Below are 24,882 nucleotides of genomic sequence, written 5' to 3' on the forward strand. Positions count from 1 at the left end.
CGGGCAAAATAAGGTAAAAGTCGCCCATAAATGTACATGAAAATCGGGGCAAAAGTACATGCTGCGCCGTGCTAAATCTCGCCGTGTCGTCTGGCATTTACGGCAATGTCTGCTGGCGAAGTAGCAGGCGACAGGCTATACCCCACTCTTTACCGCACCTTGTCCCTTTTCAGGTGCCTGTTTTTCTTACCTTGTTACTCACGGGATATCATGATGAAAATTCAGACAGGAATCGTTGTGATAGGGCTGACAGCGCTGCTCAGCGGCTGCCAGGGCATGGACAACAACGCGCTGCTGCAGTCGGGCGTGCAGACCTTCCAGGCCTATACCCTCAACGACGCGCAGGTGAAGCGGCCCATCGATCCCAGATCGAGCTGCTTATCGTGCAGGGATTATTCGTCCAGCGGCCCCTGCGGCTACATGCGGTCGATCAGGTGTGGCAGCAGCTCCGCCAGCTTGCCCGAGGCGCCGTTGACGTCGGTGCCCAGCTTCTGTGCCAGCGACTGCAGCGACGCTTCGCCGAAGGCGTAAACCAGATCGCCGCAGTCCACCACATTCAGGCGCTGACGCAGGTCGAAATCCTACGGCCAGCGGCGGCCTTCCCAGGCGAGGTTGGTGGAGATCTGGCGGATGGCGCCCGGACCCAGGCGGCTGCCCGGACGGCCCGACGTGGCGGCGTCGAACGGCACGCTGGTGATCACCCACTCGGCGTCGCTTTCGTAGGGCTGGAAGTTCACCGGAAAACGCATGAAACCGAAGGCGTTGGAGACTAGCGAATTGTCATACTGATTGCCCAAGGTGTTATACATAAATCATCCTCACTGCCGCATGGCGTTAAGTTACAGGTGATAAACGGGTAGATAAAAATAATCCCCTCCGCGTCGTTAAGCCCGACGAAGAAGGGACCGCTGCATTGCCGCATTTCAGGCGATTATCGCGGAGTTCGCCGCGCGCTGCAATGCGCGACGCGCCGGAATAACGCCGGTTGAGGCGAGATTAACGTTCGCGCAGCGCCTCTTTCGCCCGGTTGAAAGGCTTGATTCAGATAGTCCATCACGGCTTTCTCGCCGGTTTTGATATCCACCGTGGAGACCATGCCGGAGCTGATGGAGAAGCGGTGTCCCGCCTTGTTCTGCACATAATCATCAGTCTTGGTGCGGATAAAGACGCGATAGTAGTAGATTTCCGGCTTCACCTCATCCTGAATGGTGTCGGGCGAGATGCTCTCTACCACGCCGTGCAGTCCGCCGTAGATGGCGTAATCATAGGCGGAAATCTTCACCAACGCCTTCTGGCCCGGATGGATAAAGGCGATGTCGCGCGGCGACAGGCGCGCTTCGATCAGCAGGCGATCGTCCAGCGGCACGATATTCATCAGCTCGCCGTTGGGCGGGATCACCCCGCCGACGGTGGTGACCTTGATGTTTTTCACTACGCCGCGCATCGGCGCACGCAGTGTCAGGCGGCTGACGGTATCCTCGCGCGCCTGCACGTAATACTGCGAGCGCAAATCGGTCAGCTTTAGCTCCAGGACGGACTTGTCGCGCTGCAGCCGAAGCACCTCTACGCTGCTGGCGGCGCCGGTTTTCGCCAGCCGCTGGGTGATGGCCAGCTCGCGGTTGGCTAGCCCGAGCGACTGCTGAATCTGCGCGCTGGAATCTTTCAGCTGCGCGCGGCGGGTGTTGTAGAGGCGGGTTTTCTAGGCGATCAGCTCAGGAAACCCCCGCAGCTCGTCGGGAAAACGCAGCGGCTGGTCATTGACCTCGGCGTAGAGGCGCGCGCTGGCGGCCAGCGCCGCCCGGTAGCACGCCGCGCTCTCGCCGACGCTGGAGATGGAGCGCGTTGGATCGAGCTTCGCCAAGATCTCCTCATCCAGCGATCCCAGCACCTGATCGCGCGAGCTGGGGATCACCTTGCCGGTGCCGGTCGAGACCTCGTAGAGCATGCCGAACCAAGCCCACACCAGCTCCGCCAGCAGCAGAAAAGCGCTGATTACCACCAGCCGCACCGCGCTGGTGTAGTAAGTTTCTGAATGTAGTTCGCCGTTGAGATCGTCGGAGGTTTGCGCCTCGGGCGCCACCACGTGCAGTTTGGTTGAAACCTTACTCATGCCTGATCCTCCGGGCGATTCAGCTCTGGCCGCGCCGGCGGCAGCGCACTCTCTTTCGGGCTGTCCATTACCAGCTGTCCCTCTTTCAGCACCAGCACGCGATCCACCAGCGCAAGAATGGCGGCGCGGTGCGTCGCCACAATCAGCGTGCGTCCGTTCAGCCACTGGCCTAGCCGTTCGATAAACTCTTTTTCGGTGTGATCGTCCAGCGAGGCGGTCGGCTCATCCAGCAGCACGATATTAGGATCGCGCAGCAGCATGCGCGCCAATAGCACCGACTGGTGCTAGCCGCCGGAGAGGCCGACGCCGCCCTCCGTCACAGGATGGTCGAGGCCGAGCGGCAGGCGGCGAATAAAGTCCACGCCACCGCTTACCGTCAGCGCGGCGAAAATCGCCTCGTCGCTGGCGTGCGCCGCGCCCATGGTCAGGTTCTCGCGCAGCGTGCCGTGAAACAGGTGCGCGTTTTGTGTCATCATGCCAACGTTGCGCCGCACGTCCGCCAGATCGATATGCGGCAGGCTGAGGTTGTCGAGCCGCAGCTCGCCGCTCACTAGATCCATGCCGCCGATCATCGCCTGCAGCAGCGTCGATTTGCCGGAGCCGTTGCGCCCCAGCACCGCGACGCGTTCGCCGGGCTTGATGGTCAGATTTTTAATGCGCCGCGCGATTGGTGGCGGAGTCGCTGTAGTAGCGGAACGCCGCCTCGCTGAACTGGTAGTAGCCGTACAGCACCGGACAGTGGATGCGGGTCTCATCTTTTTTGCTGTTCTCCACCGGCAGCGCCATCAGCGCGTCGAGGCTGGTTTTCGCCGCCTTCACCTGCTGCCAGCGCGCCAACACGCCGCACTGGGTGCCCATCAGCGCGATTATGCGCGACGAGAGCATCGACGCCGCCACGATGGCGCCGGTGGTGATATCGCCGTTGATCACCATCGGCGCGCCGATAACAATCGCGCTGGTGTAGACCAGCCCCTGCACCGTGATACCCCAGCTGATCAGCGAGTGCACCACCTTGCGCATCTCCACGCCGGACTGGGCAGTAATGCGAATGTAGCTGTTCCACTGCTGCAGAAAGCGATCTTCCGCCTGCATCAGCTTGATATCTTCCAGCCCCTGCACACTCTCCACCAGCAGCACCGCGTTGCGCAGCGTCGACTCCTTCTGCGCCTGGTGCGCCAGCTTTTTCTGCAGCAGCAGGCCCGGCAGGATCATCAGGATCACCACCACCGGCGCGATCCACGCCAGCTGCGACGCGATAATCGCCATTACCAGCAGGAACAGCAGAAAGAACGGTATATCGACGATCGAGGTGACGGTGGTCGAGGTGACCATTTCGCAGATCGCCTCCAGCTCGCGCAGCTGGGAGATAAAGGTACTGGTGGAGCGCAGAATGGCGCTGTTGCGCAGGCGCAGCGCATGGCCGAATACCCGGTCGGAGACGCGTATATCGGCGCGCTTGCCAAGCAGATCGGTAATGTGATCGCACCCGACGCGCAGGATATAGGTAGAGATCACCTAGATAATTACCCCGCCTTAGAGCACGTAGAGCGTGGGATAGGACTGCGCCGGGATCACCCGGTCGTAAACCTGCATCGAAAAGATGATCCCCGCCAGCAACAGCCGGCGCAGCCAGTCGGGTTGGATGGTCTCCAGATAGCGATCGACGCGGCTGTCCTTAGCAGCGGTCAGCGGGCGAAACGCTGCGGCGAAGCGGATATCGGGCAGCAGCGCGCCGCCAGCGACAGCGGCGTTGGCTGCTCGTCGCCGCTGAAGTGCACCCGCACCTAATCCTCGCCGTCGAAGCTGACGATTACGCCGACCTGCCCGTCCGCCAGCTCTACCGCCAGCGTGAGCCGCCAGTGGTTGATCTCCCATTTGTTCTCTTCATAATAAAGCTGCAGCGACATGCCGGCCTGGCGCGCCAGATGGCGCAGTGCCTTGTCGCGCGTCTGTTTGCCCTGCCATTCGCTGGCGGCGAGGAGCATGCCCGGCGAACGGGCAAGCGGTAGTAGCCGGCAATCAGAATAATCGCTGTAGTCCAGCCCTGTAATGGCACCCCGCTTTCGGCGCTATCGGGGCGGCCGGCGGAGGAATCGGGAAGCTGCATTTGCGTTATGGCTGGATCTCCACGGACTGGATCCGCTGATTATTCAGGGCGAACGCCGAGCGCATATGCCCGGTGCTGTAGAGGCAGTCGAGCTGCAGCGAACGCAACTGGCTGATGGTTTGCTGCAGGGTAAAGCAGGTCTGGAACACCTCCTGCTCGGTGTTGAGCACGTCGAGCAGCGGACGGGTGCCGAACTGCAGGTACTGATCCTGATAGAGCTGCTGGCGCGCCTGCAGCCGCGCGGCGTTGAGCGCGCTGGCCGATAGAGCGGCATCTCTACTTTGACAAAGGCGGAGTACTGCGTGCGATCGATCAACTCGCTGTTGGCATAGTGGTTGTTGAGATAGTGGGTGACCTGCGGCTCCAGCGAGATGGTCGGCAGCATCTGGGCGTTGGCGTTATCCAGCTTCGCCTGCGCCTGATTGCCCTGCGCCCAGGCGACCAGCACCGCCAGGATCAGCTGGTCGTCCGCCTTTGAAGCGGCGCAGGAGCGCATCAGGCTGTCGGGAAAGTCATCGCTGACCTGCTTTACGCTCGGCCGGCCGAGACAGGTCGCCTGCGTGGCGCGCCAGCGATCGAGGCTGGCCTGATACTGCGTCAGGACGGTGCGCGCCTCTTCGATACGCGCGTCGGTTTGCGTCGCGTCGGAGAGCGAGGCGGCGCCTTCGTCGTTGCGCTGGCGAGCCAGGTCGCCGATCTTCGTCAGCGCCGCCGCGGTGTCGTGCGCCACGGTGGTTGGCCTGCTCCTGCGCCACGCCCGCCTCGGCGGAGCGCACCGAGCTGCTGACCTTGCCGAAATCATAGAGCATCTGGGAAACCGACAGCACAAAGGAGGGGCTGAAGCCCTACTCGCTGTAGGCGTTGCTATAGCCGTTGTCCATACCGGCGCTAACTTGTGGGTAATATTTGGCTTGCGCCACGTCGACCTGGCTCGCCTGCTCCAGTAGTTTTCCCACTGCCTCGGAGATACTGGGATGCCACTGGATGGCGCGCTGCACCGCCTGATTGACCGTCGGGGTTTCCGGCACCTGCACCAGCGCGGGCGCGGCGCTTTCGCCCGTAAACGACGGCAGCTCCTGCTGTTGCGCCAGGCCAGTTGAGGTAATCTGACTGGCCGTCTGCATCATGTCGCTGGCGGCTGCCAGATGAAAACTGGTAAACAAAGCGATGCCAGCACAGAGAACACTGAGCTGAAAAGAACGGCGATATATTGCGCTTGATTATATCCGATCCATCGTTTTCCACTCGTCAGTTAGAGAAAGGGGTGCCTCCCTGCGCCCGATAATCCTTACCTGCCAGACAGTCACGGCGATCAGGCCGTGGGGTTCTGGTGCGGCTGTTGCAGAAGTTCCTCCAGTGATACGTTGACGCCTTCCAGCGTGACCAACTGCGCGCTGCTGTAGGCCGTGCCGGTGCCGTATCGGTCGATTGAGAGCACGATATCGCCGTCCGCGGTGTGATCCACCTTCACGAAGTAATTGACGTTGCTGCTGCTGTCGCTCCAGCCCACCAGCAGACTGCTGACGTCAATCTTGTCGCTGTCGGCGACGGAGAAATCGGTCCAGCAGTCATGCCCGTTACCGCCCAGCGCATCCGCGCCGTTAAAAGCAGGTGGTAAACCAGCGTATCGGCGCCCGCGCCGGTGGTGAGGGGGGCGTGGGCGCTGCTGGTCAGCGAATCCGCCCCGCTGGTGCCAATCAGGTTCGGATGCAGGTCAATGGTGAAGCTGTTGGTGGTCACGGTGCCGTCGGCGGCCTCTAGGCTGTAGCTGAACACCTCTTTATGCGTGATCTGCTGTGCGTTGAACGCGGTGTTGAGCGCGTAGGTGAACTGACTATCGGAAGAGATGCTCAGGGTGCCGTACTCCACCACCACCAGCGTAATACCTCTGCTGCTGCTGCTGCTGCTGGCGATGGTTTCACCCGCCTCGTTGGTGATGCTTAACGCGCCGCTGTAGGTCACCGTGCTGTCGCCGTAGATGCTGCCGCTTGCCGTGGTGCCGTCGTCTGTGGTGGTCTCCGCAAACAGGCTATTGACCGTGAACAGTCTGGCCGACGTGCCGGTGTTGAGATCCACCGTCAGGGTGGCTATGTTCACCGCGCCGCTAGCGTCGCGCACCGAGTAGGTGAACACGTCAGTGTCCGGCACCCGGTCGGCATCCACGCCCGCTTTCAGCGCATAGTATAGTTACGTCTGGCGTCAACAATCAGGGTGCCGTAAGTGGTGTTGATCACCGTGTTGCCGCTAGCGGCGATAGCGTTGCCCGATACCGTAGTCACCAGCGTGCCTGACGGCACCGTGCCGGCCACCGAGCTGGTGTCGTTCGCCAGCAGGTTGCCGGTCACCGTCACCGCCAGCGTCGTAATATCGGACGTGGTGGCGATGGTAGTCGCTGGCAGAACGCTGGCGCCGGTGCTAGTGCCCAGCAGCACGGCGTAGTTGCCGGTGCCGAGGTCGCTGTTAGTGACGTTCACGCCAGTCTGCATGCCTATTGTCAGGAAGGTGGTGATGTAGTTATCGTTAGCCGACTTCACTGTCCAGCTGCCGTTCGCCTGCTGCTGGTCGCCGAGGCGTTCAGCAACGCCACGCCGCTGGTGCTAGTATTGGCGTTGGTGATGGTGCGGGTCTGGGGCGAATAGTTTAGCTCGCTGAGGCCATTGGCCGCCGCCACGCGAATGGCGCCCAGCACCGTCGAGGCAGGCGAGACGTTGCCCGCGCGGTCGACCTGCGTCACCGACAGCGACGCACCGGTGGTTTGCGCGGTGGTCAGCGCCAGCGAGAAGCTGCCGATGGCGTTGCCACCGTCGGCGCCACGCTGTAGACCGTCACACTCACCGTGGTCGTGCCGCTGACGTTGCCCGCTGCGTCGGTCTGGGGCACGGTCGGGCTGAGCCCCCCCATTGCTCAGCGCCGCTGGCGTAAAGCTCCATGTGCCGTCGGCGCCCGCCGCTACCGAACCCAGCAGCGTCTGGCCGTCATAAACGGTGATGATGCTGCCCAGCTCCGCCGTGGCTTTGTTGGTGGTGGCGCCATCCGCGATCGGCGTCAGCGTCTGGCCCGCATTGCTGTTGACCAGCACGTTATCCGCCAGCGCCGGCGCGGAGGTATCCACGCTGAAGTTGAAGGCATCCGAGGTCAGGCCGACGTTGCCGGCCGCATCGGTCACCACGGTGGTCAGGCTGTAGCTGCGCTCGGCCAGCATCGGCAGCGTAAAGATCCAGTTGCCGTCCGCGCCCACCGTGACGCTGCCCAGCAGCGTGTCGCCGTCGCTAACGGCGACGGTGCTATCAAGCTCAGCGTCAGGGTGTTGTCATTTGTCGCGCCGTCTGTGGACACCGTTGCGCCGTCGTCATTGACCAGCTGCAGATTGACCGGGGTAGTCGGCACGGCGGTGTCGACAGTGATGGTCAGCACCTGCGAAGGGGTGACGCTTCCGTCCACGTTGGTGGTGTTGGCGCAGAAGGCGTAGGTGCCATCCGTCAGCCCGGCGGGTGTAAAGTTCCACTGGCCGCTGGCGTCAGCGGTGACGCTACCCAGCACTTGGTCGCCGTTATAGAGCGTGACCAGCGCGCCGGCGGTGGTCAGGTCCGCTCAGAAGCAGGGTGGCGTCAGAGGTGGAGGCGCCGTCGCTCAGCGGCACCAGAGTGCTGCCGCTGTCATCGGTGATCTGCAGCGAACTGGTTGATCCGCTGACGTTGCCTGCCGCATCAGTAACGGTCGCCGTCAGGCTGTGGCTGCCGTTGCTCAGCACCGGCGTGGTGAAGCTCCAGCTGCCGTCTGCGTTGACCGTCGCGGTGCCTAACAATGTGCCATTGTCATAGACGCTGACGGTGGCGCCTGCTTCGGCCGTGCCGCTCAGAACGGGGGTATTGTCATCGGTGGTGGTGCATGCGGCAATCGCACCCTGAAGGCTGCCAGCGTTATAGCTAGAGCAGATTCGTTGCCGCGACGGGGGCGGTAGTATCGCCGCCTGTGTCGCCATCGCCAAGCACTTGCTCAGCATCTGTAGCGTTACCGCCGCCGCCGTTGGTGCCGGCAAACATAGCGGCGATATCTGCCAGCGCCGCGCCGCCGAAGCTGTAGGCAGCAATCGCGCCGTCGTTGGTAATATTGTCAGCCAGCAGGCCCTCAGTGCTGTCGATCGAGATGAATCGGAAACCTTCCTGAACGGGATCTTCTACCCACAACAATGCGCCCTAGTCATCCTGAAGCACCAGATCGCTATCGCCTGCCGGGCTATAAAAATTATGAATAACAACTGTTTCCCCAGATTTCGTTGTGACAATCAGGTCGTTGCCGCTGCGCGCGAAAGATTTAATGTCTGATTGATTGAGGTTGAGTTTAACTAAACTTGGGGCAGTCAAATTAACGTTGCTGCCACTCAGCTGCGAGGCAATAGTGCCGCCTTTAGGCGTTACTGAGATATTATTCATGTTATGTATATCCCACTGAAGTTAGTGATATTCATAAAAATGCCCGGCATCCTAACGAACCCGGTTTATCCGTGAATAACGCTATGTGCTATTCACTCCTCTATTTGTCGACCTCATATCTGCTAATGAAATTAGCTGAGCCGTACCGAATTTTTATTCAGGTGAGGGAAACACTTTTATTTTTTATAACCACAATGGGTAAATCACCCTGTATCAGGGCAGAGCGCTATTACAAAAGATGACGTTACTGATGTTTTTATTATTCCGTTTTTTCAACATATTTGCGGCCTTACCGCCTTTATTCGACTTATCACAATCAGTTATCTGCTTTATTCTCCACTGACGACCCTGAAAACCAGCCAGCGGTTTTCCCGCCACCCATTCGCGATGTTTCTGCATATCAACACCCTGCACGATGACGCCGTTTGAAAGATCGTTCAAGTGATTAAGCATCAGGTCGAAAGCGTGGCTCTCGCCATATTTCCAGAAGAAGCGTCGGTCGGTTTTGACATATTCAAACACCCTGCTGTCCAGCATGGATAATGTCGAACTTCCGACGCCGAAATCATCCAGCCATAAAGGCGCAGAGAGGCGCGCGACTAAATTTTGCAGCAGCGCGCTGTCGCTGGGGAGATAGCGTTCGGTGAAATAGGTGGAAACTTCGAGGCGCAGCAGAGGCCACTGGATGAGACGCTGCTGTATGGCAGGGTTGTTTAGCACGCCCTCGATAATATCCCGGTTGACGTTAAGCGTGATCATATGCGCAAAGCCCTACGCAAACAGCGTGTCGATCTGCTCAAGCTGTAGCAGGAACAGCTGCCATTTTCCGGCGCCAGCATACACAGCTAAACAGCTCATGCTCCGTGCCGGTATAGCGCGGGCTGGCAACTTCGTTGCTGCGCGGGAAACGCGTCAGTAATTCCCATGCCAGCAGCTGGCCAAAGGGTGCGTGAACAGGCTTGAGCAGAAATATGTAGTGCTGACGTAGATTTAATTGACGCCCTATTCTGCTACAACCCGCCCTGTCTGATAAGTCAGCGACCTGAAATATCAGTAAAACTCAAGTTAACGTTAAGAAAACATCTGTGATGATTAACACCTTTACCAGATGCTAACGTAGAACTTACATTTTGAAAAATAGATTTAAGCCAAACATGGTCAAATATTAAATCGATAAAAAAATCAATGGGCGGTACAAGTGCAGATAAATTCTCCAATAATTCAGATAACCATATTAAAAAATATTAGTTATACTACCTTTACTTATAGCAAGACAATCAAAAATTTAATTTTCATCAATATTAAATTTGAAACTTGTCTAAAAACATCATTTCAGCTGATAGATTAAGCGCGGCGATATCTAGAAACAAGCAGCGAAAAGGGCGTCAATAAAATTGCCGACGAGGCAATATTCGATCCAGCACAAATCATTAATTGTTCTGATATGTAACTACCAAAATATAAAAGCATTATTGCTGTATATCCATTAAGCATAAGTAACATTTCTTCAGCGTCGCTCGCGGCGCGTTTCGCGAGCAGGACCCGCTCTGCACGCAGCGGCGCGCGCGGTGGCGTGGCGTCCACAAGGACATTCTGGTCGGTAATCTGACAGCGGCAACGCATGCGGCAGCGTGCCTTCAACAAAGGCATCCTGAGCGGCAATCTGACGCGACGGCACTTGCGCAGCGATCTGGTGGTAAACGATTGATTAAAAAGAAAAGCGGAAAAGGCTGAGCCCCAACGGGGCTCAGCAGCAGGCAGGTGTTACTCGTCTTCGAGGTAGGTGTAACCGTACAGACCGCTTTCAAACTCTTCGAGGAACTGTGCACGCAGCTCATCATCAATGTCGGTCTCTTTGACCTGATTACGAACAGGATCATCAGCTCCTCGGGGTTCAGCTGCACATACTGCAGCATATCCGCGACGGTATCGCCCTCATCCGACAGCTTCACTTCCACCTGGCCGTTGGCACGCGCGTAAACGTCTACCGCTTCTGTGTCGCCGAACAGGTTGTGCATATTGCCGAGGATCTCCTGATAGGCACCGACCATAAAGAAACCCAGCATAGGCGGGCTCTCAGCGTCGTACTCCGGCATCGGCATGGTGGTGGCGATGCCGTCGATATAGTGATCGATGGTGCCGTCGGAATCGCAGGTGATGTCGAGCAGTACCGCGCGGCGCTCCGGCTTTTTATGCAGCCCTTCAAGCGGCAGCACCGGGAAAAGCTGATCAATGCCCCAGGCGTCCGGCATTGACTGGAACAGCAGGAAGTTCACGTAAACCTTGTCCGCCATGCGCTCCTGCAGCTCGTCGATAATCGGACGGTGTATCCGATTTCTGGGATCGAGATGCTGCTGAATATAGTGGTAGATGCTGAGATAGAGCTGCTCCGCCCAAGCGCGCTGCGACAGATCGTAGGTGCCGGACGCGTAGCCGGTGTGGATGTCATGCAGATCCATCTGACTGTCGTGCAGCCACTCGCGCAGCGAACAGCGCACGTCCGGCTCATGCATCTCCTGCCAGGCTTCCCACATGCTGAGAATCGGACGCGGCGCATCCTCTTCCGGCGCCTGTGGCGTAATAAATTCGTTGCGCTCAACGCCGATGATTTTGGAGACCAGCACCGTATGGTGCGCGGTCACCGCGCGGCCCGACTCGGTGATCACGGTGGATGATCCAGGCCGTGCTCTTCGCAGGCGTAGCTAATCGCCCAGATAACGTTGTTGGCGTACTCGTTCAAGCCATAGTTGACCGAACAGTCGGACTGCAAGCGCGTGCCCTTGTAGTCCACGCCGAGGCCGCCACCGACGTCGAAGCATTTAATATTGACTCCCAGCTTCGCCAGCTCGACGTAGAAGCGCGCCGACTCGCGCACGCCGGTGGCGATATCGCGAATGTTGGCCATCTGCGAGCCCAGATGGAAGTGCAGCAGCTGCAGGCTGTCCAGGCGGCCGGCGTTGCGCATGATCTCGACCAGCTGCAGCACCTGCGAGGCGGCCAGGCCAAGCTTCGACTTTTCGCCGCCGCTCTACTGCCATTTTGCCCGAGCCCTGTGACGCCAGACGCGCGCGGATGCCGAGGCGCGGCACCAAGTTCAGGAGCTCAGCCTCTTCCAGCACCAAGCGCACTTCGGTCATTTTTTCGATGACCAGATAGACCTTATGGCCCAGCTTCTCGCCGATCGGCGCCAGGCAAATATATTCGCAGTCTTTATAGCCGTTGCAGACGATAACCGTGCGGATTTTGCCGGCATGGGCGAGCACCGCCATCAGCTCCGCTTTGGAGCCCGCTTCGAGGCCTAGCGGCCCGCCGGAGTTAACCAGCGATTTGATCACGCGCTTATGCTGGTTGACCTTGATGGGGTAGACCAGGAAGTAGTCGCCGCGGTAGCCGTAGGATTCACGCGCGCGTTTGAACACTACGTTGATGGAACGCAGACGATGCTGCAGGATCTGCGGGAAGCAGAACAGCGCCGGCAGACGCTGGCCCTGCGCTTCGCGCTCTTTAAACAGCTTCGCTAGGTCGACGCGCAGCTCAGGATCGTCCGGATTAGGGCAGACGTTGACGCGGCCAAGCTCGTTGACGTTATATGTAGTTGTTGCCCCACCAGGCAACATTATAGGTACGCAGCATTTTGCTGGCATCCTGGTCGTTCATCCTGCATTGAGCGGAGCACACCCTGTTCGCCAGCAGACGAACCCTTGATAGTCTTCATGTCGTCAGACATCAAGAACCTCGAATTTCTGTTGGAATGTGAAACAGTTACGCGCTTCCGCCGCGTTCTGCCCGTTAATGAATTGCCGCATAAAACGCTTTGCCCCCTGTTCCCGACGGCAAGGTCAGGATGAAAAAAGCCTGAAGCTAAGTGTAAAACACCGGGGCGAGTTAGCTATTAATGGACCCCGAATATAGCACCACATTTACCGGCAACCATCGCCAGCAAGGGTCAAAAGCTGAGTGAGATTAACCGGCGCTAGTGTCGGGATAATGACCGCAACGGGCACAGTGTCGGCAAACCGGAGAAAAGGCAGGAAAGGAAAACGCCAGCGCGCCGCTGTGGCGCTTAGAACCGCTAGAGAGAAGAGCGTGGCTCATGAATTCTGTCACCTCCACACATGTTTTCGCATGTGGAAATAAACTGGGTCAACGTCAGAGAGGGCCTCTTACAGTGGCTACGCACGGCGGCGCCATCCTTATTCGCTGCGCCAGGCAGCAGCGGCGTTTTACACCGTCTGGGCGCCTAAAATGCAAGACGTTTCGCTGGTTTGCTGCCTTGTGGCGTCACGTTTTTTTGCCAGACATCGCCTTTTCGAAAAATGCGGAAACAGAAAAAGGGCTGGCAATTCATTCACCCCTTAACCTAGAATGGCCGTCCAGATGGTCTTCCATCTGAACTGGTTAACATCTAGGCGGTTTCGCCTGACACACTGACACTTCTTAAACTGCTCGCGGCTTTGCCTGAAGGGGCGTCAAGTTAGTTCAACTCGCTTACGCTATGCAGTCAAATTCAAACCATTTGTAAGGTAAAGAATAGAATGGCTAAACACCTTTTTACGTCCGAGTCCGTATCAGAAGGACATCCTGATAAAATCGCAGACCAGATCTCCGACGCCGTACTGGACGCCATCCTGGAACAGGATCCCAAAGCGCGCGTAGCCTGCGAAACCTACGTGAAAACCGGTATGGTGCTGGTTGGCGGTGAAATCACTACCAGCGCCTGGGTCGATATCGAAGAGATCACCCGCAATACCGTACGTGAAATCGGTTATGTCCATTCCGATATGGGCTTTGACGCCAACTCCTGCGCCGTATTGAGCGCCATCGGTAAGCAGTCCCCCGATATCAACCAGGGCGTGGATCGCACCGATCCGCTCGAGCAGGGCGCGGGCGACCAGGGCCTGATGTTCGGCTACGCCACTAACGAAACCGACGTGCTGATGCCAGCGCCGGTGACCTACGCGCACCGTCTGGTGCAGCGCCAGTCCGAAGTGCGTAAAAACGGTGCGCTGCCATGGCTGCGCCCCGACTCTAAAAGCCAGATCACCTTCCAATACGACAGCGGCAAAATTGTCGGCATCGACGCGGTGGTGCTTTCGACGCAGCATGCAGAAGATATCGATCAGGCGACCCTGCGCGAAGCGGTGATGGAAGATATCATCAAGCCGGTGCTGCCGAGCGAGTGGATCAACGCCAGCACCAAATACCACATCAACCCGACCGGCCGCTTTGTGATCGGCGGCCCGATGGGCGACTGCGGTCTGACCGGCCGTAAAATTATCGTCGACACCTACGGCGGCATGGCGCGTCACGGCGGCGGCGCCTTCTCTGGCAAGGACCCGTCGAAAGTTGACCGTTCCGCAGCCTACGCGGCGCGCTATGTGGCGAAAAACATCGTTGCTGCCGGCCTGGCCGACCGCTGCGAAATGCAGGTCTCCTACGCTATCGGCGTCGCGGAGCCAACCTCCATCATGGTGGAGACCTTCGGCACCGAGAAGATTTCAACCGAGCAGCTGACCATGCTGGTGCGCGAGTTCTTCGACCTGCGTCCTTACGGTCTGATTCAGATGCTGGATCTGCTGCAGCCGATCTACAAAGAGACCGCAGCTTATGGCCACTTTGGCCGCAAACATTTCCCGTGGGAAAAAACCGACAAGGCCGCTCAGCTGCGCGAAGCGGCAGGCCTGTAAGGCTGAGTTCTCTGCGCCGTCTCGGTTCGGGACGGCGCTTTTTTTTAACCCTTTTTGACCCGCTTCAGCACTTTTTCCTTTCTGAACTACACTTCTGAAACTCGTCACGCATCAGCGTGTTACCGATTACAAATTGAAACGCTCTATTTATCTGCTATTTAGGAATTAACCGTCGTGGTCATTACACTGAAAATGCGTTATTTTCATAATCCTTTGATAGCCGATAATCGACGCCATGCCAGAAACTCAATAACTGCTATACCTTACTGGTTACAGAACCTTTCATAGCTGAAAATGCTGAAATTCAGGGTTTCAGTGTGTATAAGCGATTACATTGGGGTGATCGTCGTTACTTTATCCCTGAGAAAGTTTTTAACGTTGATAACAACAATGATGGATAACTCGGAGGCACAATGCCTAGCAACACTCACAAAAGCAGAACGTCAAACAAGGCAATGACCTTTTTTGTCTGCTTTCTTGCGGCCCTTGCAGGCCTGTTATTTGGACTAGATATCGGCGTTATTGCAGGCGTGCTGCCGTTCATCGCCAGAGATTTCAACGTGACAGCACACCAGCAGGAGTGGATCGTCAGTTCCATGATGTTTGGCGCGGCGGTCGGCGCAATCGGATCCGGCTGGATGTCGTCGCACCTTGGCCGTAAAAAGAGCCTGATGGCGGGCGCGATCCTGTTCGTTATCGGCTCGCTCTGGTCCGCAATGGCGCCTAACCCGGAAATGCTGATTGTGGCGCGCGTGGTTCTGGGCCTGGCGGTCGGTGTCGCCTCCTACACCGCTCCGCTCTATCTCTCTGAAATTGCGCCGGAGAAGATCCGCGGCAGCATGATCTCACTTTACCAGCTGATGATTACCATCGGTATTCTTGGAGCTTACCTCTCCGACACCGCCTTCAGCGCGTCGGGCGACTGGCGCTGGATGCTCGGCATCATCACCATCCCGGCGGTGCTGCTGCTGGTGGGCGTATTCTTCCTGCCTAACAGTCCGCGCTGGCTGGCGGCGCGAGGCGACTTCCGCAGCGCGCAGCGCGTGCTGGACCGCCTGCGCGACACCAGCGAGCAGGCGAAACGCGAGCTGGAAGAGATCCGCGAAAGCCTGAAGATCAAACAGTCAGGCTGGCAGCTGTTCCAGAGCAACAGCAACTTCCGCCGCGCGGTGTTCCTCGGCGTGCTGCTTCAGGTGATGCAGCAGTTCACCGGCATGAACGTGATCATGTACTACGCGCCAAAAATCTTCGAAATCGCGGGTTTCTCTAACACCACCGAGCAGATGTGGGGCACCGTGATCGTGGGTCTGGTTAACGTGCTGGCGACCTTCATCGCTATCGGTCTGGTGGACCGCTGGGGCCGCAAGCCGACGCTGGTACTGGGCTTCATGGTAATGGCGGCGAGCATGGGCGTGCTGGGCATCATGCTGCATATGGGCACCCACTCGCAGGGCGCGCAGTACTTTGCTATCGCCATACTGCTGATGTTTATCGTCGGCTTCGCCATGAGCGCCGGCCCGCTGATTTGGGTGCTCTGCTCGGAAATTCAGCCGCTCAAGGGACGCGATTTCGGTATTACTGTCTCTACCGCGACCAACTGGATCGCCAACATGATTGTCGGCGCCACCTTCCTGACCATGCTGAACACGCTGGGCAACGCGCCGACCGTCTGGGTCTATGCGCTGCTGAACGTCTTCTTCATCCTGCTGACGGTAATGCTGATCCCAGAGACCAAAAACGTCTCGCTGGAGCATATTGAACGCAACCTGATGTCCGGCAAGAAACTGCGCGACATCGGTTCGCACGACTAAACCGCTACTGTGCTTCTGTGCCGATAAGCACACAAAGGCCTGAAGCGCAACGCGGCACATCACTCCCTCAAGGCGGGCCGTCAGGCCCGCCTTTTTTATTTGGTTGAGTTCTTCGCACGCACCCCCTATCCTTGCCGACATGAAAACGCCTCGTCTCCCCATTGCGCTACAGCAAGCCGTGATGCGCTCGCTGCGCCATCTCTTACAGCTTGCCTGCGAAAAGCTGGCGCTCCTCTTTGCCGAACCGGCGCTGGTTTACCAGCAGCGTGGCACGGCGGCGGGCACCGCCTGGCTGGAAAAGTGGGAGATCCACCTCAACCCGGTGCTGCTGCTGGAAAATCAGCAGGCCTTTATCGACGAGGTGGTGCCGCACGAGCTGGCGCGTCTGCTGGTGTGGAAAGTATTTGGCCATGTGCCGCCGCACGGCAAAGAGTGGAAATGGATGATGCAGGAGGTGCTCGGCGTGCCCGCGCGCCGCATCCACCAGTTCGAAATCGACTCGGTGCGTGCCAGAACCTTCCCCTATCGCTGCGGCTGCCAGCAGCATCACCTGACCCTCAGACGCCATAACTGCGTGCTGCGCGGCGAGAGCGAATACCGCTGCGTGCGCTGCAAAAGCCTGCTGAAACCGGGCGACTATTCGCCATCCTGAGCGCTATTCCCATTCCCCTTGCTGTGCCATTCTGCTAACCTACCGCCCTTTTTACGTACCAGATGACCACTCTATGTCTCGTAAACTGATTGCCGCCGTCGCGCTGCTGCTCTCCCCTTTCGCCAGCCTAGCGGTGTCGCTGGATAACTACCATCAAAACAACTTTCAGCAGGCGAAAACCTACGCCGCCGCCATTCACGCCGACGCCCCCGGCTCCTTTTACTGCGGCTGCAAGATCAGCTGGCAGGGGAAAAAAGGGGTGCCCGATCTACGCAGCTGCGGCTATCAGGTGCGCAAAAACGCCAACCGCGCCGGACGCATCGAGTGGGAGCACGTGATGCCCGCGTGGGAGTTCGGCCATCAGCGCCAGTGCTGGCAGAACGGCGGCCGTAAAAACTGCAGCAAAAACGCCGACTACCTCCGCATCGAGAGCGATCTGCACAACCTGCAGCCCGCGATTGGCGAGGTGAACGGCGATCGCGGTAACTTCCCCTACAGCCAGTGGAACGGCGGCGAGCAGCAGTATGGCCAGTGCGCCATGAAGGTCGACTTCAAATTCAAGCAGGCGGAGCCGCCCGCCCGCGCCCGCGGCGCCATCGCGCGCACCTATTTCTATATGCGCGACCAGTATCACCTGCGCCTGTCGCGACAGCAGACGCAGCTCTTTACCATGTGGGACAAGCAATATCCGGTCTCCAGCTGGGAGCGCGAGCGCGACCGGCGCATCGCGCGCGTGCAGGGTAATCACAACCCGTATGTGTTGCGGGCTTGCCAGCGCTAAAATCGCTGCCTTACACTACCCTCTTTCCCGATTCCGCCGCGCCGTGGGCGCGGCGCTTAGCTTGCAGGGCCTCTATGCACATACCTCGCATTTATCATTCTGAACCTCTTACTCCCGGCGACAAAATCCTGCTGGACGAAGACGCCGCGAATCACGTCGGCCACGTCCTGCGCATGGGCAGCGACCAGCGTCTGGAACTCTTTGATGGCACTAATCTGACTTTTGCGGCAGAGATCACTCTTGCGGATAAAAAGCGTGTAAAAGTAAGAGTCCTTGAAAGCCAGCCTGACGATCGTGAGTCTCCGCTTTTCCTGCATCTCGGCCAGGAGATATCGCACGGTGAAAAGATGGAGTTCACTGTTCAGAAGTCAACCGAGCTGGGCGTGAACGTGATTACGCTGCTCTTTTCCGAGCGCTGCGGCGTCAAGCTTGACGCTGAACGGCTGGCGAAAAAAATCTAGCAGTGGCAAAAAATCGCCATCGCTGCCTGCGAGCAGTGCGACCGCAACCGCGTGCCGGAAATCCGCCCGGCGATGACACTGGAGGCCTGGTGCGCGGAAGCGGACGAGGTGCTGAAACTCAATCTGCATCCGCGCGCGCAGCACAGCATCAACACGCTGCCGCAGCCGGTTAAGCGGGTTCGCCTGCTGATCGGCCCGGAAGGCGGACTGAGCTCCGAGAAGATCGCGATGACCGGCGAGCACGGCTTCACCGATATCCTGCTCGGTCCGCGCGTGTTGAGCACGGAAACCACCGCACTGACCGTGATTACGGCACTTCAGGTGAGGTTTGGCGATCTGGGTTAGGGAATAATCAGGGGTTATATTTAAGACGCGCGCAGCACCTACTTGCGTCCTGACTGGCCAGCCACGCTGGCCGCACGGAACGGGGCGGAACAGACCGCCTCTCTGAAGAGAGAATAATGATTAAACTTGGCATCGTGATGGACCCGATTGCGTCCATCAACATTAAAAAAGACTCCAGCTTCGCCATGCTGCTAGAAGCACAGCGCCGCGGTTATAAAATCCACTACATCGAGATGGCGGACCTCTCGCTGCGCAGCGGAGTAGCTTACGCCCGCACCCGCCTGCTAAGCGTCGAGCAGAACTACGAGCAATGGTACACCTTCGGCAGCGAGCAGGAGATCAAGCTGGCTAACCTTAACGTCGTGCTGATGCGTAAAGATCCGCCGTTCGACACCGAGTTTATCTACGCCACCTATATTCTGGAGCGCGCCGAAGAGCAAGGCACGCTGATCGTCAACAAGCCGCAGAGCCTGCGCGACTGTAACGAGAAACTCTACACCGCCTGGTTCTCTGAATTCACGCCCGATACGCTGGTGACCCGCAGCAAAGAGAAGCTGCGCGCCTTCTGGCAGGAGCACGGCGATATCATCATGAAGCCGCTGGACGGCATGGGCGGCGCGTCGATTTTCCGCGTCAAGCAGGATGACCCCAACTTCGGCGTGATCACTGAGACGCTGATCAACCACGGCCAGTTTTACTGTATGGCGCAGAACTATCTGCCCGCCATCAAGGAAGGCGACAAGCGCGTGCTGGTGGTCGATGGCGAGCCGGTGCCCTACTGCCTAGCGCGCATCCCGCAGGGCGGCGAAACACGCGGCAATCTGGCAGCCGGCGGACGCGGCGAAGCGCGCCCGCTGAGCGAAAGCGACTGGGAAATCGCCCGTCGCGTCGGCCCGACGCTGAAAGCAAAAGGATTGATTTTTGTCGGCCTCGACATCATTGGTGATAAACTCACTGAAGTGAACGTCACCAGCCCGACCTGCGTGCGTGAAATCGAAGCCGCATTCCCGATCTCCATCACCGGTATGTTGATGGACGCCATCGAGAAGCGTCTGGGCTGAGCATGACCCTAGAGCCAGGCTCCGTGATCAACCCAAACCGGCGCACTCCCTGCGCCGGTCCTTTTTGGTACATCGAGTGAGAATGAATTTACAGCATCATTTTTTGATTGCCATGCCCTCGCTGCAGGATCCCTTTTTCAAGCGCTCCGTAGTCTATATATGCGAGCACAATGAAGAAGGTGCGATGGGTTTGATTATCAACAAGCCGATGGAAAACCTGACGGTCGAGGGGATCCTCAAAAAGCTGAAAATCACCACCGGCAAGCGCGATCCCGCGATCCGCTTGGACAAACCGGTATTCAGCGGCGGCCCGCTGGCGGAAGATCGCGGCTTTATTCTTCACTCCGCGCAGCGCACCTTCTCCTCCAGCATCCGCATCTCCGACACCACGGTGATTACCACCTCGCGCGACGTGCTGGAGTCGCTAGGCACCACGTCGCAGCCGGAACACGTGCTGGTGGCACTGGGCTACTGTGCGTGGGAGAAAGATCAGCTGGAGAGCGAGCTGATGGAGAACGCCTGGCTCACCACGCCCGCTAACAGCAATATTCTGTTCCAGACGCCGATTGCCGAGCGCTGGCGCGAAGCGGCGCGCAGCATTGGCGTCGATATCCACAGCATCGCCAGCGATGCGGGACACGCCTGATGACGACGCAAACCCTGCTGGGCTTTGACTTCGGCACCAAAAGCATCGGCGTGGCGGTCGGCCAGCAGCTGACCGGCAGTGCGCGCCCGCTCGCCACGCTGAAGGCGCAGGACGGCACGCCGGACTGGCAGCAGGTTGAGCGCCTGTTGAAAGAGTGGCAGCCCGATTTCGTCGTGGTCGGCCTGCCGCTCAATATGGACGGCACCGAGCAGCCGCTTACCGCGCGCGCGCGCAAGTTCGCTAGCCGCCTGCACGGTCGCTTCGGCGTACGCGTCGAGCTGCAGGACGAGCGCCTCAGCACGGTTGAGGCACGCGCCGGCCTGTTCGAGCACGGCGGCTACCGCGCGCTGAATAAAGGCTCGGTGGATTCACAGTCGGCCGCCATTATTTTGCAGGACTGGTTTGAGACCCACTGAGATGTCACTCTGCCAGCCCTGCACCGCCAGCGGTTCAGCCGCTGGCGTCCGGCGCGGCGACGCGCCCTTCCCGCTGGCGCGCCCGCAGGCTCTGCTCGAAGGTCTGCATACCCGCCTGCGCGCCGGTTTGGCCGCCGATCTGATGCAGTTTGCCGTCGTGGAGCAGATTAGCGATGGCCGCCGTCGCGCGCCGCCACCAGCTTCTGAGCCATCACCCCTTTCAGGCTGCCCGCCAGCTGCGCGCGCACCAGATTTTTCTCCTCGGCGGGAAAGACGTCCACCAGCCGATCTATCGCCTGCGCTGCGCGTGTGCAGTGTCGCCAGCACCAGATGGCCGGTTTCAGCGGCGGTCAGCGCCTGGCGGATAGTGTCGCCGTCGCGCAGCTCGCCGAGCAGAATCACGTCGGGATCCTCGCGCAGCGCGCAGCCCAAAGCTGAACGAGGCGCAGTGCGCGCCGATCTCGCGCTGGCTCTGATGGATAAATTCAATCGGATCCTCCAGCGTGATGATATGCCGCGCCTGCTGGCGGTTAATGGCGTCGAACAGCGCCGCCAGCGTGGTGGATTTGCCGCTGCTGGTAACACCAGCCCATCCTCCAGCGTCAGCCAGCGCGCCGCCGCTGGCGGCAGGTGCAGGCTTTCCAGCGCCGGGCAGCCGCTCGCCGCTGGCAAGGCAGAGCGCAAAGTCGATTTGCCCCTGTACCGCCAGCTCGTCGCGCTGCTGCCGATCCAGATGCGCGGCGGCGAAGCGCGCCAGCCAGTCGGGCGCCAGCGCGGCGAATGTCCGCTGCACAGGTGCAGATCGCCGGCATTATGCTTTACACTAAGCGCCACGATTTCCTCCAACTCCATAGATAATCTCCTGACGATGACCTTAATCCAGCACAACCTACAGCAACTGCACCAGCGGATCCGCGCTGCCGCAGCGCAATACGGGCGCGATCCGGAAGACATTACGCTGCTTGCCGTAAGCAAAACCAAACCTGCGAGCGCGATCGAAGAAGCGATCGCCGCCGGACAGCTCGCCTTTGGCGAAAATTACGTGCAGGAGGGAGTTGAAAAGATCGCTACGCTGGCCGCACATCAGCAGGTGCAGTGGCACTTCATCGGGCAGCTGCAGTCGAACAAAAGTCAGCTGGTGGCGGAGCATTTTGCCTGGTGCCATACTGTGGATCGCCTGAAGATCGCCCAACGCCTGAACGATCAGCGCCCGGCGTCACTGCCGCCGCTGAATGTGTTGATTCAGGTAAATATCAGTGACGAAAACAGCAAATCTGGCATCATGCTGGAGGCTTTGCCTGAGCTGGCACAGCAGATTACCGCCCTGCCGCAGCTGCGCCTGCGCGGCCTGATGGCGATTCCGGCGCCGGAGAGCGACTATCAGCGCCAGCTGGCGGTTTGCCAGCAGATGGCCGACGCTTTCCAGTGGCTGAAGCAGCACTACCCTGACGTCGATACACTTTCTCTAGGAATGAGCGACGACATGGAGGCGGCGATCGCCGCCGGCAGCACCATGGTACGTATTGGCACCGCAATCTTCGGCGCGCGAGATTATGCGCGCAACCCACAACAATAATTGAGGAACCTCATGTTAACACTGACGTTTTTAGTCAAAACGCTGATCGACCTGTACGTGATGGTGCTGCTGCTGCGCATCTGGATGCAGTGGTCGCGCTGCGATTTTTATAACCCGCTGTCGCAGTTTGTGGTGAAAATCACCCAGCCGATCATCAAGCCGCTGCGCCGCGTTATACCAGCTATCGGCCCGATTGATACCGCCTCGCTGCTGCTCGCCTTTATGCTGACCACGCTGAAATACCCGATTTTGCTGCTGATTCAGGTCGGCTTCTTTTCGGTCGATCCGACTAACCTGCTGGTCGGCCTGCTGTCGCTGCTGAAGTCCGCCGGTTATCTGGTGTTCTGGGTGATCATCATTCGCTCGCTGATGAGCTGGATCAGCCAGGGCCGCGGCCCGCTCGACTATGTGCTGATGCAGCTGACCGAGCCGCTTATGGCACCGATTCGCCGCATTCTGCCGGCGATGGGCGGCATCGACTTCTCCGCCATGATTGTGATTCTGGTGCTCTATGCCCTGAATTTCCTTGGCATGGACCTGTTCCCGGGTCTCTGGTATCTGCTTTAACAATGACTGAAATTGCTATGCAAAAAGTTGTGCTCGCCACTGGCAATCCTGGCAAGGTACGTGAACTAGCGGATCTGCTCTCCGCCTTTGGCCTAGATATCGTGGCGCAAATCGATCTGGGCGTAGAGTCGGCGGAAGAGACCGGCCTGACCTTTATCGAAAACGCCATCCTGAAAGCGCGTCACGCCGCGCAGATCACCGGTTTGCCCGCCATCGCCGATGACTCCGGCTTGGCGGTGGATGCGCTGGGCGGCGCGCCCGGCATCTACTCGGCGCGCTACGCCGGCGAAGCGGCCAGCGATCGGCAGAACCTGGAGAAGCTGCTGCAGGCGCTGGAGCAGGTGCCGGACGGCGAGCGTCAGGCGCAGTTCCACTGCGTGCTGGTCTATCTGCGCCACGCGGAAGACCCGACGCCGCTGGTATTCCACGGCAGCTGGGCAGGCGAAATCACCCACGCTGCCGCTGGCGAAGGCGGCTTCGGCTACGATCCGATTTTCTACGTGCCCGCGCTGGGCAAAACCGCCGCCGAGCTGAACAAAACGGAAAAAGGCGCGGTTTCTCATCGGGGTAAAGCATTGACGCTGCTGCTGGAAGCGATGCATAATGCCTGATTTACCGCCGTTAAGCATCTATATCCATATTCCGTGGTGCGTGCAGAAGTGCCCCTACTGCGACTTCAACTCCCATGCGTTAAAAGGCGAGGTGCCGCACGTCGAGTATGTACAGCACCTGCTGCGCGACTTGGAAAACGATCTGCCGCTGACTCACGGGCGCGAGGTGCGCACCATTTTTATCGGCGGCGGCACGCCGAGCCTGCTGAGCGGCGACGCAATTCAGATGCTGATGGACGGCGTGCGTGCGCGCCTGCCGCTGGCAGCTGACGCGGAGATCACCATGGAGGCCAATCCTAGCACCGTGGAGGCGGACCACTTTAGCGCCTACCAGCGTGCCGGTATCAACCGCATCTCGCTCGGCGTGCAGAGCTTCAGCCCGCAAAAGCTGGAGCGGCTGGGTCGCATCCACGGCCCGGATGAGGCGAAGCGCGCCGCGCGGCTGGCGCAGGGGCTTAACCTACGCAGCTTTAACCTCGACCTGATGCACGGCCTGCCGGATCAGTCACTGGAAGAGGCGCTGAGCGACCTGAAGCAGGTGATCGCGCTCAATCCGCCGCATCTCTCCTGGTATCAGCTCACCATCGAGCCGAACACGCTGTTTGGCTTGCGCCCGCCGGTGCTGCCGGACGACGACGCACTATGGGATATCTTCGAGCAGGGGGATCGGCTGCTGACCGCCGCCGGCTATCAGCAATATGAAACCTCCGCCTATGCGAAGCCGGGCTACCGCTGCGAGCACAACCTGAACTACTGGCGCTTCGGCGACTACCTCGGCATCGGCTGCGGCGCACACGGCAAGCTGACCCAGCCTGACGGGCGCATCGTGCGCACCGTGAAGACGCGCCATCCGCGCGGCTTTATGCAGGGGCGCTATCAGGAGAAGCAGTATGAGGTGGCGGACGCGGAGAAGCCGTTCGAATACTTTATGAACCGCTTTCGCCTGCTGGAAGCCGCGCCGCGAGACGAGTTCAGCCGCTATACCGCCCTGAGCGAGCAGAGCATTCGCCCGCAGATGGATGCGGCGATCGCCGCAGGCTATGTGGCGGAGAGCGCCACGCACTGGCAGATCACCGATAAGGGAAAGCTGTTCTTAAACTCGCTGCTGGAGCTGTTTCTGGCGGAGGAGTAAAGAAAAGAACAAGCCGACGGAGACGTCGGCTTTTTTGTGGCCGTCAGCGCGCGGTCGTCGCCCACTCAGAGCCGCAAGCGCACCTCGCTGACCTTATTTCTTTTTACGATCATCGCAGTCAAATCAGCTAAGGGGTTGTAGGTGGCGACGCCCACATCTTTCTGCGCATCCTCCCCCGCCACCACGCGCGTGCCGTACAGGTCAGCTTCGGTATATTTGGCGTGTTCGTGGTCATGACTATAGAGACACAGTAACTCCCAGTTGCTGCCATCTTCCGGGTTATTGGTATGGTCGTGATCGATATGGTGCACGGTGAGTTCGCGCAGGTTCGAGTAAACGAATTCCCGCGAGCAGCGTCCGCACACCCACGGATAAATTTTCAGTGCTTTTTCACGGTAGCCGCTTTCCAGCCGCGCATAATTTTTGGAGATCAGTGCCATTAATGATGTTACCTGCTGAAAGGAGAAATCTTGCCTGAGATTCAGG

23 protein-coding genes and 7 pseudogenes are annotated in these 24,882 nt (G+C 59.0%); 13 read left to right on the forward strand and 17 right to left on the reverse strand.

Annotated features, from left to right (window positions below):
- Positions 1–213: 213 nt before the first annotated feature.
- Positions 214–358 (forward strand): annotated as a pseudogene (locus EIO60_RS09350) (metalloprotease); the annotation flags it as partial.
- A 127-nt stretch (positions 359–485) separates the two neighbouring features.
- On the opposite strand, the pseudogene EIO60_RS09355 reads toward EIO60_RS09350, so the two are convergent.
- The 14 genes and pseudogenes from EIO60_RS09355 to speA form a co-directional block, all read right to left on the reverse strand.
- Positions 486–809, reverse strand: a pseudogene (locus tag EIO60_RS09355) (arginase family protein); the annotation flags it as partial.
- Between the two features lie 187 nt (positions 810–996).
- A pseudogene (locus tag EIO60_RS09360) lies at positions 997–2,110 on the reverse strand (beta-barrel domain-containing protein).
- A pseudogene (locus EIO60_RS09365) lies at positions 2,107–4,217 on the reverse strand (ATP-binding cassette domain-containing protein). Before EIO60_RS09365 ends, EIO60_RS09360 begins: the two co-directional pseudogenes overlap by 4 nt.
- A 5-nt stretch (positions 4,218–4,222) precedes the next feature.
- Positions 4,223–5,344, reverse strand: a pseudogene (locus EIO60_RS09370) (TolC family protein).
- Positions 5,345–5,529: 185 nt separating this feature from the next.
- Positions 5,530–5,727 (reverse strand): type I secretion C-terminal target domain-containing protein, encoded by a 198-nt coding sequence (locus EIO60_RS09375; RefSeq protein WP_258576623.1) that lies wholly within the window; start codon positions 5,725–5,727, stop codon positions 5,530–5,532.
- On the reverse strand, positions 5,685–6,380 hold the full coding sequence (locus EIO60_RS09380; protein ID WP_258576624.1) for a VCBS domain-containing protein: 696 nt from the start codon (positions 6,378–6,380) through the stop codon (positions 5,685–5,687). Before EIO60_RS09380 ends, EIO60_RS09375 begins: the two co-directional genes overlap by 43 nt.
- A gap of 8 nt (positions 6,381–6,388) precedes the next feature.
- Positions 6,389–6,751 carry a hypothetical protein gene (locus tag EIO60_RS09385; RefSeq protein ID WP_258576625.1) on the reverse strand — a complete coding sequence of 121 codons (363 nt, stop codon included), beginning with the start codon at positions 6,749–6,751 and terminating at the stop codon, positions 6,389–6,391.
- Positions 6,748–7,455 (reverse strand): Ig-like domain-containing protein, encoded by a 708-nt coding sequence (locus EIO60_RS09390; RefSeq protein ID WP_258576626.1) that lies wholly within the window; start codon positions 7,453–7,455, stop codon positions 6,748–6,750. The genes EIO60_RS09385 and EIO60_RS09390 overlap by 4 nt, the downstream gene beginning before the upstream one ends.
- Positions 7,392–7,757: an Ig-like domain-containing protein gene (locus EIO60_RS09395; RefSeq protein WP_258576627.1), complete on the reverse strand. Its 366-nt coding sequence runs from the start codon at positions 7,755–7,757 to the stop codon at positions 7,392–7,394. The genes EIO60_RS09390 and EIO60_RS09395 overlap by 64 nt, the downstream gene beginning before the upstream one ends.
- A gap of 10 nt (positions 7,758–7,767) precedes the next feature.
- Positions 7,768–8,199: an Ig-like domain-containing protein gene (locus EIO60_RS09400; protein ID WP_258576628.1), complete on the reverse strand. Its 432-nt coding sequence runs from the start codon at positions 8,197–8,199 to the stop codon at positions 7,768–7,770.
- Complete coding sequence (locus EIO60_RS09405) at positions 8,144–8,407, reverse strand: hypothetical protein (RefSeq protein ID WP_258576629.1); 264 nt, start codon at positions 8,405–8,407, stop codon at positions 8,144–8,146. Before EIO60_RS09405 ends, EIO60_RS09400 begins: the two co-directional genes overlap by 56 nt.
- A 6-nt stretch (positions 8,408–8,413) precedes the next feature.
- Positions 8,414–8,650 (reverse strand): BapA/Bap/LapF family prefix-like domain-containing protein, encoded by a 237-nt coding sequence (locus EIO60_RS09410; RefSeq protein ID WP_258576630.1) that lies wholly within the window; start codon positions 8,648–8,650, stop codon positions 8,414–8,416.
- Between the two features lie 213 nt (positions 8,651–8,863).
- Complete coding sequence (locus EIO60_RS09415; protein WP_258576631.1) at positions 8,864–9,409, reverse strand: EAL domain-containing protein; 546 nt, start codon at positions 9,407–9,409, stop codon at positions 8,864–8,866.
- A gap of 1,005 nt (positions 9,410–10,414) precedes the next feature.
- Positions 10,415–12,377: pseudogene (gene speA, locus EIO60_RS09420) on the reverse strand (biosynthetic arginine decarboxylase).
- 808 nt (positions 12,378–13,185) lie between these two features.
- On the opposite strand from speA, the gene metK reads away from it, so the two are divergent.
- The 8 genes and pseudogenes from metK (at position 13,186) to ruvX (ending at position 20,510) form a co-directional block, all read left to right on the forward strand.
- Positions 13,186–14,337 carry a methionine adenosyltransferase gene (gene metK, locus EIO60_RS09425; RefSeq protein WP_258576632.1) on the forward strand — a complete coding sequence of 384 codons (1,152 nt, stop codon included), beginning with the start codon at positions 13,186–13,188 and terminating at the stop codon, positions 14,335–14,337.
- A gap of 413 nt (positions 14,338–14,750) precedes the next feature.
- Positions 14,751–16,148 carry a sugar porter family MFS transporter gene (locus EIO60_RS09430; RefSeq protein WP_258576633.1) on the forward strand — a complete coding sequence of 466 codons (1,398 nt, stop codon included), beginning with the start codon at positions 14,751–14,753 and terminating at the stop codon, positions 16,146–16,148.
- Between the two features lie 139 nt (positions 16,149–16,287).
- Entirely contained in the window at positions 16,288–16,800 is a 513-nt protein-coding gene (locus EIO60_RS09435) for a SprT family zinc-dependent metalloprotease (RefSeq protein WP_258576634.1), read from the forward strand.
- A gap of 73 nt (positions 16,801–16,873) precedes the next feature.
- Entirely contained in the window at positions 16,874–17,581 is a 708-nt protein-coding gene (gene endA / locus EIO60_RS09440; RefSeq protein ID WP_258576635.1) for a deoxyribonuclease I, read from the forward strand.
- A 74-nt stretch (positions 17,582–17,655) separates the two neighbouring features.
- Positions 17,656–18,387, forward strand: a pseudogene (gene rsmE / locus EIO60_RS09445) (16S rRNA (uracil(1498)-N(3))-methyltransferase).
- Between the two features lie 116 nt (positions 18,388–18,503).
- A complete protein-coding gene (gene gshB, locus EIO60_RS09450) occupies positions 18,504–19,448 on the forward strand; it encodes a glutathione synthase (RefSeq protein WP_258576636.1) in 945 nt (314 codons plus the stop codon).
- Positions 19,449–19,530: 82 nt separating this feature from the next.
- Positions 19,531–20,094 (forward strand): YqgE/AlgH family protein, encoded by a 564-nt coding sequence (locus EIO60_RS09455; protein WP_258576637.1) that lies wholly within the window; start codon positions 19,531–19,533, stop codon positions 20,092–20,094.
- Positions 20,094–20,510 (forward strand): Holliday junction resolvase RuvX, encoded by a 417-nt coding sequence (ruvX, locus tag EIO60_RS09460; protein WP_258576638.1) that lies wholly within the window; start codon positions 20,094–20,096, stop codon positions 20,508–20,510. Before EIO60_RS09455 ends, ruvX begins: the two co-directional genes overlap by 1 nt.
- On the opposite strand, the gene EIO60_RS17290 is transcribed toward ruvX, so the two are convergent.
- Both EIO60_RS17290 and EIO60_RS17295 read right to left on the reverse strand, forming a co-directional pair.
- Positions 20,463–20,912: an ATPase, T2SS/T4P/T4SS family gene (locus EIO60_RS17290; protein WP_508278749.1), complete on the reverse strand. Its 450-nt coding sequence runs from the start codon at positions 20,910–20,912 to the stop codon at positions 20,463–20,465. The genes ruvX and EIO60_RS17290 overlap by 48 nt on opposite strands.
- Positions 20,851–21,303, reverse strand: coding sequence for an ATPase, T2SS/T4P/T4SS family (locus tag EIO60_RS17295; RefSeq protein WP_508278748.1), 453 nt, complete (start codon positions 21,301–21,303; stop codon positions 20,851–20,853). Before EIO60_RS17295 ends, EIO60_RS17290 begins: the two co-directional genes overlap by 62 nt.
- Before the next feature lie 75 nt (positions 21,304–21,378).
- Here EIO60_RS17295 and EIO60_RS09470 point away from each other — a divergent pair, with 75 nt between their 5' ends.
- The 4 genes from EIO60_RS09470 to hemW are packed head-to-tail and all read left to right on the forward strand — an operon-like array spanning position 21,379 to position 24,396.
- The gene (locus EIO60_RS09470) at positions 21,379–22,086 is read left to right on the forward strand and encodes a YggS family pyridoxal phosphate-dependent enzyme (RefSeq protein ID WP_258576639.1); all 708 of its coding nucleotides are present in this window, start codon (positions 21,379–21,381) and stop codon (positions 22,084–22,086) included.
- A gap of 12 nt (positions 22,087–22,098) precedes the next feature.
- Entirely contained in the window at positions 22,099–22,653 is a 555-nt protein-coding gene (locus EIO60_RS09475) for a YggT family protein (RefSeq protein WP_258576640.1), read from the forward strand.
- Positions 22,654–22,670: 17 nt separating this feature from the next.
- Positions 22,671–23,264 (forward strand): XTP/dITP diphosphatase, encoded by a 594-nt coding sequence (locus tag EIO60_RS09480; protein WP_258576641.1) that lies wholly within the window; start codon positions 22,671–22,673, stop codon positions 23,262–23,264.
- The gene (hemW, locus tag EIO60_RS09485) at positions 23,257–24,396 is read left to right on the forward strand and encodes a radical SAM family heme chaperone HemW (RefSeq protein WP_258576642.1); all 1,140 of its coding nucleotides are present in this window, start codon (positions 23,257–23,259) and stop codon (positions 24,394–24,396) included. The genes EIO60_RS09480 and hemW overlap by 8 nt, the downstream gene beginning before the upstream one ends.
- Before the next feature lie 65 nt (positions 24,397–24,461).
- On the opposite strand, the gene yajD is transcribed toward hemW, so the two are convergent.
- Positions 24,462–24,836, reverse strand: coding sequence for an HNH nuclease YajD (gene yajD, locus EIO60_RS09490; protein WP_258576643.1), 375 nt, complete (start codon positions 24,834–24,836; stop codon positions 24,462–24,464).
- Positions 24,837–24,882: the final 46 nt, after the last annotated feature.

It is taken from the genome of Candidatus Pantoea persica (genome assembly GCF_013753875.1).
In the GTDB taxonomy this organism is placed as follows: domain Bacteria; phylum Pseudomonadota; class Gammaproteobacteria; order Enterobacterales; family Enterobacteriaceae; genus Pantoea; species Pantoea persica.

Coding starts and splice junctions, on each gene's coding strand:
- EIO60_RS09400 (WP_258576628.1), bottom strand. CDS start 8,199: ATGGCGACACAGGCGGCGATACTACCGCCCCCGTCGCGGCAACGAATC.
- EIO60_RS09410 (WP_258576630.1), bottom strand. CDS start 8,650: ATGAATAATATCTCAGTAACGCCTAAAGGCGGCACTATTGCCTCGCAG.
- EIO60_RS09415 (WP_258576631.1), bottom strand. CDS start 9,409: ATGATCACGCTTAACGTCAACCGGGATATTATCGAGGGCGTGCTAAAC.
- metK (WP_258576632.1), top strand. CDS start 13,186: ATGGCTAAACACCTTTTTACGTCCGAGTCCGTATCAGAAGGACATCCT.
- EIO60_RS09430 (WP_258576633.1), top strand. CDS start 14,751: ATGCCTAGCAACACTCACAAAAGCAGAACGTCAAACAAGGCAATGACC.
- EIO60_RS09435 (WP_258576634.1), top strand. CDS start 16,288: ATGAAAACGCCTCGTCTCCCCATTGCGCTACAGCAAGCCGTGATGCGC.
- endA (WP_258576635.1), top strand. CDS start 16,874: ATGTCTCGTAAACTGATTGCCGCCGTCGCGCTGCTGCTCTCCCCTTTC.
- gshB (WP_258576636.1), top strand. CDS start 18,504: ATGATTAAACTTGGCATCGTGATGGACCCGATTGCGTCCATCAACATT.
- EIO60_RS09455 (WP_258576637.1), top strand. CDS start 19,531: ATGAATTTACAGCATCATTTTTTGATTGCCATGCCCTCGCTGCAGGAT.
- ruvX (WP_258576638.1), top strand. CDS start 20,094: ATGACGACGCAAACCCTGCTGGGCTTTGACTTCGGCACCAAAAGCATC.
- EIO60_RS09470 (WP_258576639.1), top strand. CDS start 21,379: ATGACCTTAATCCAGCACAACCTACAGCAACTGCACCAGCGGATCCGC.
- EIO60_RS09475 (WP_258576640.1), top strand. CDS start 22,099: ATGTTAACACTGACGTTTTTAGTCAAAACGCTGATCGACCTGTACGTG.
- EIO60_RS09480 (WP_258576641.1), top strand. CDS start 22,671: ATGCAAAAAGTTGTGCTCGCCACTGGCAATCCTGGCAAGGTACGTGAA.
- hemW (WP_258576642.1), top strand. CDS start 23,257: ATGCCTGATTTACCGCCGTTAAGCATCTATATCCATATTCCGTGGTGC.
- yajD (WP_258576643.1), bottom strand. CDS start 24,836: ATGGCACTGATCTCCAAAAATTATGCGCGGCTGGAAAGCGGCTACCGT.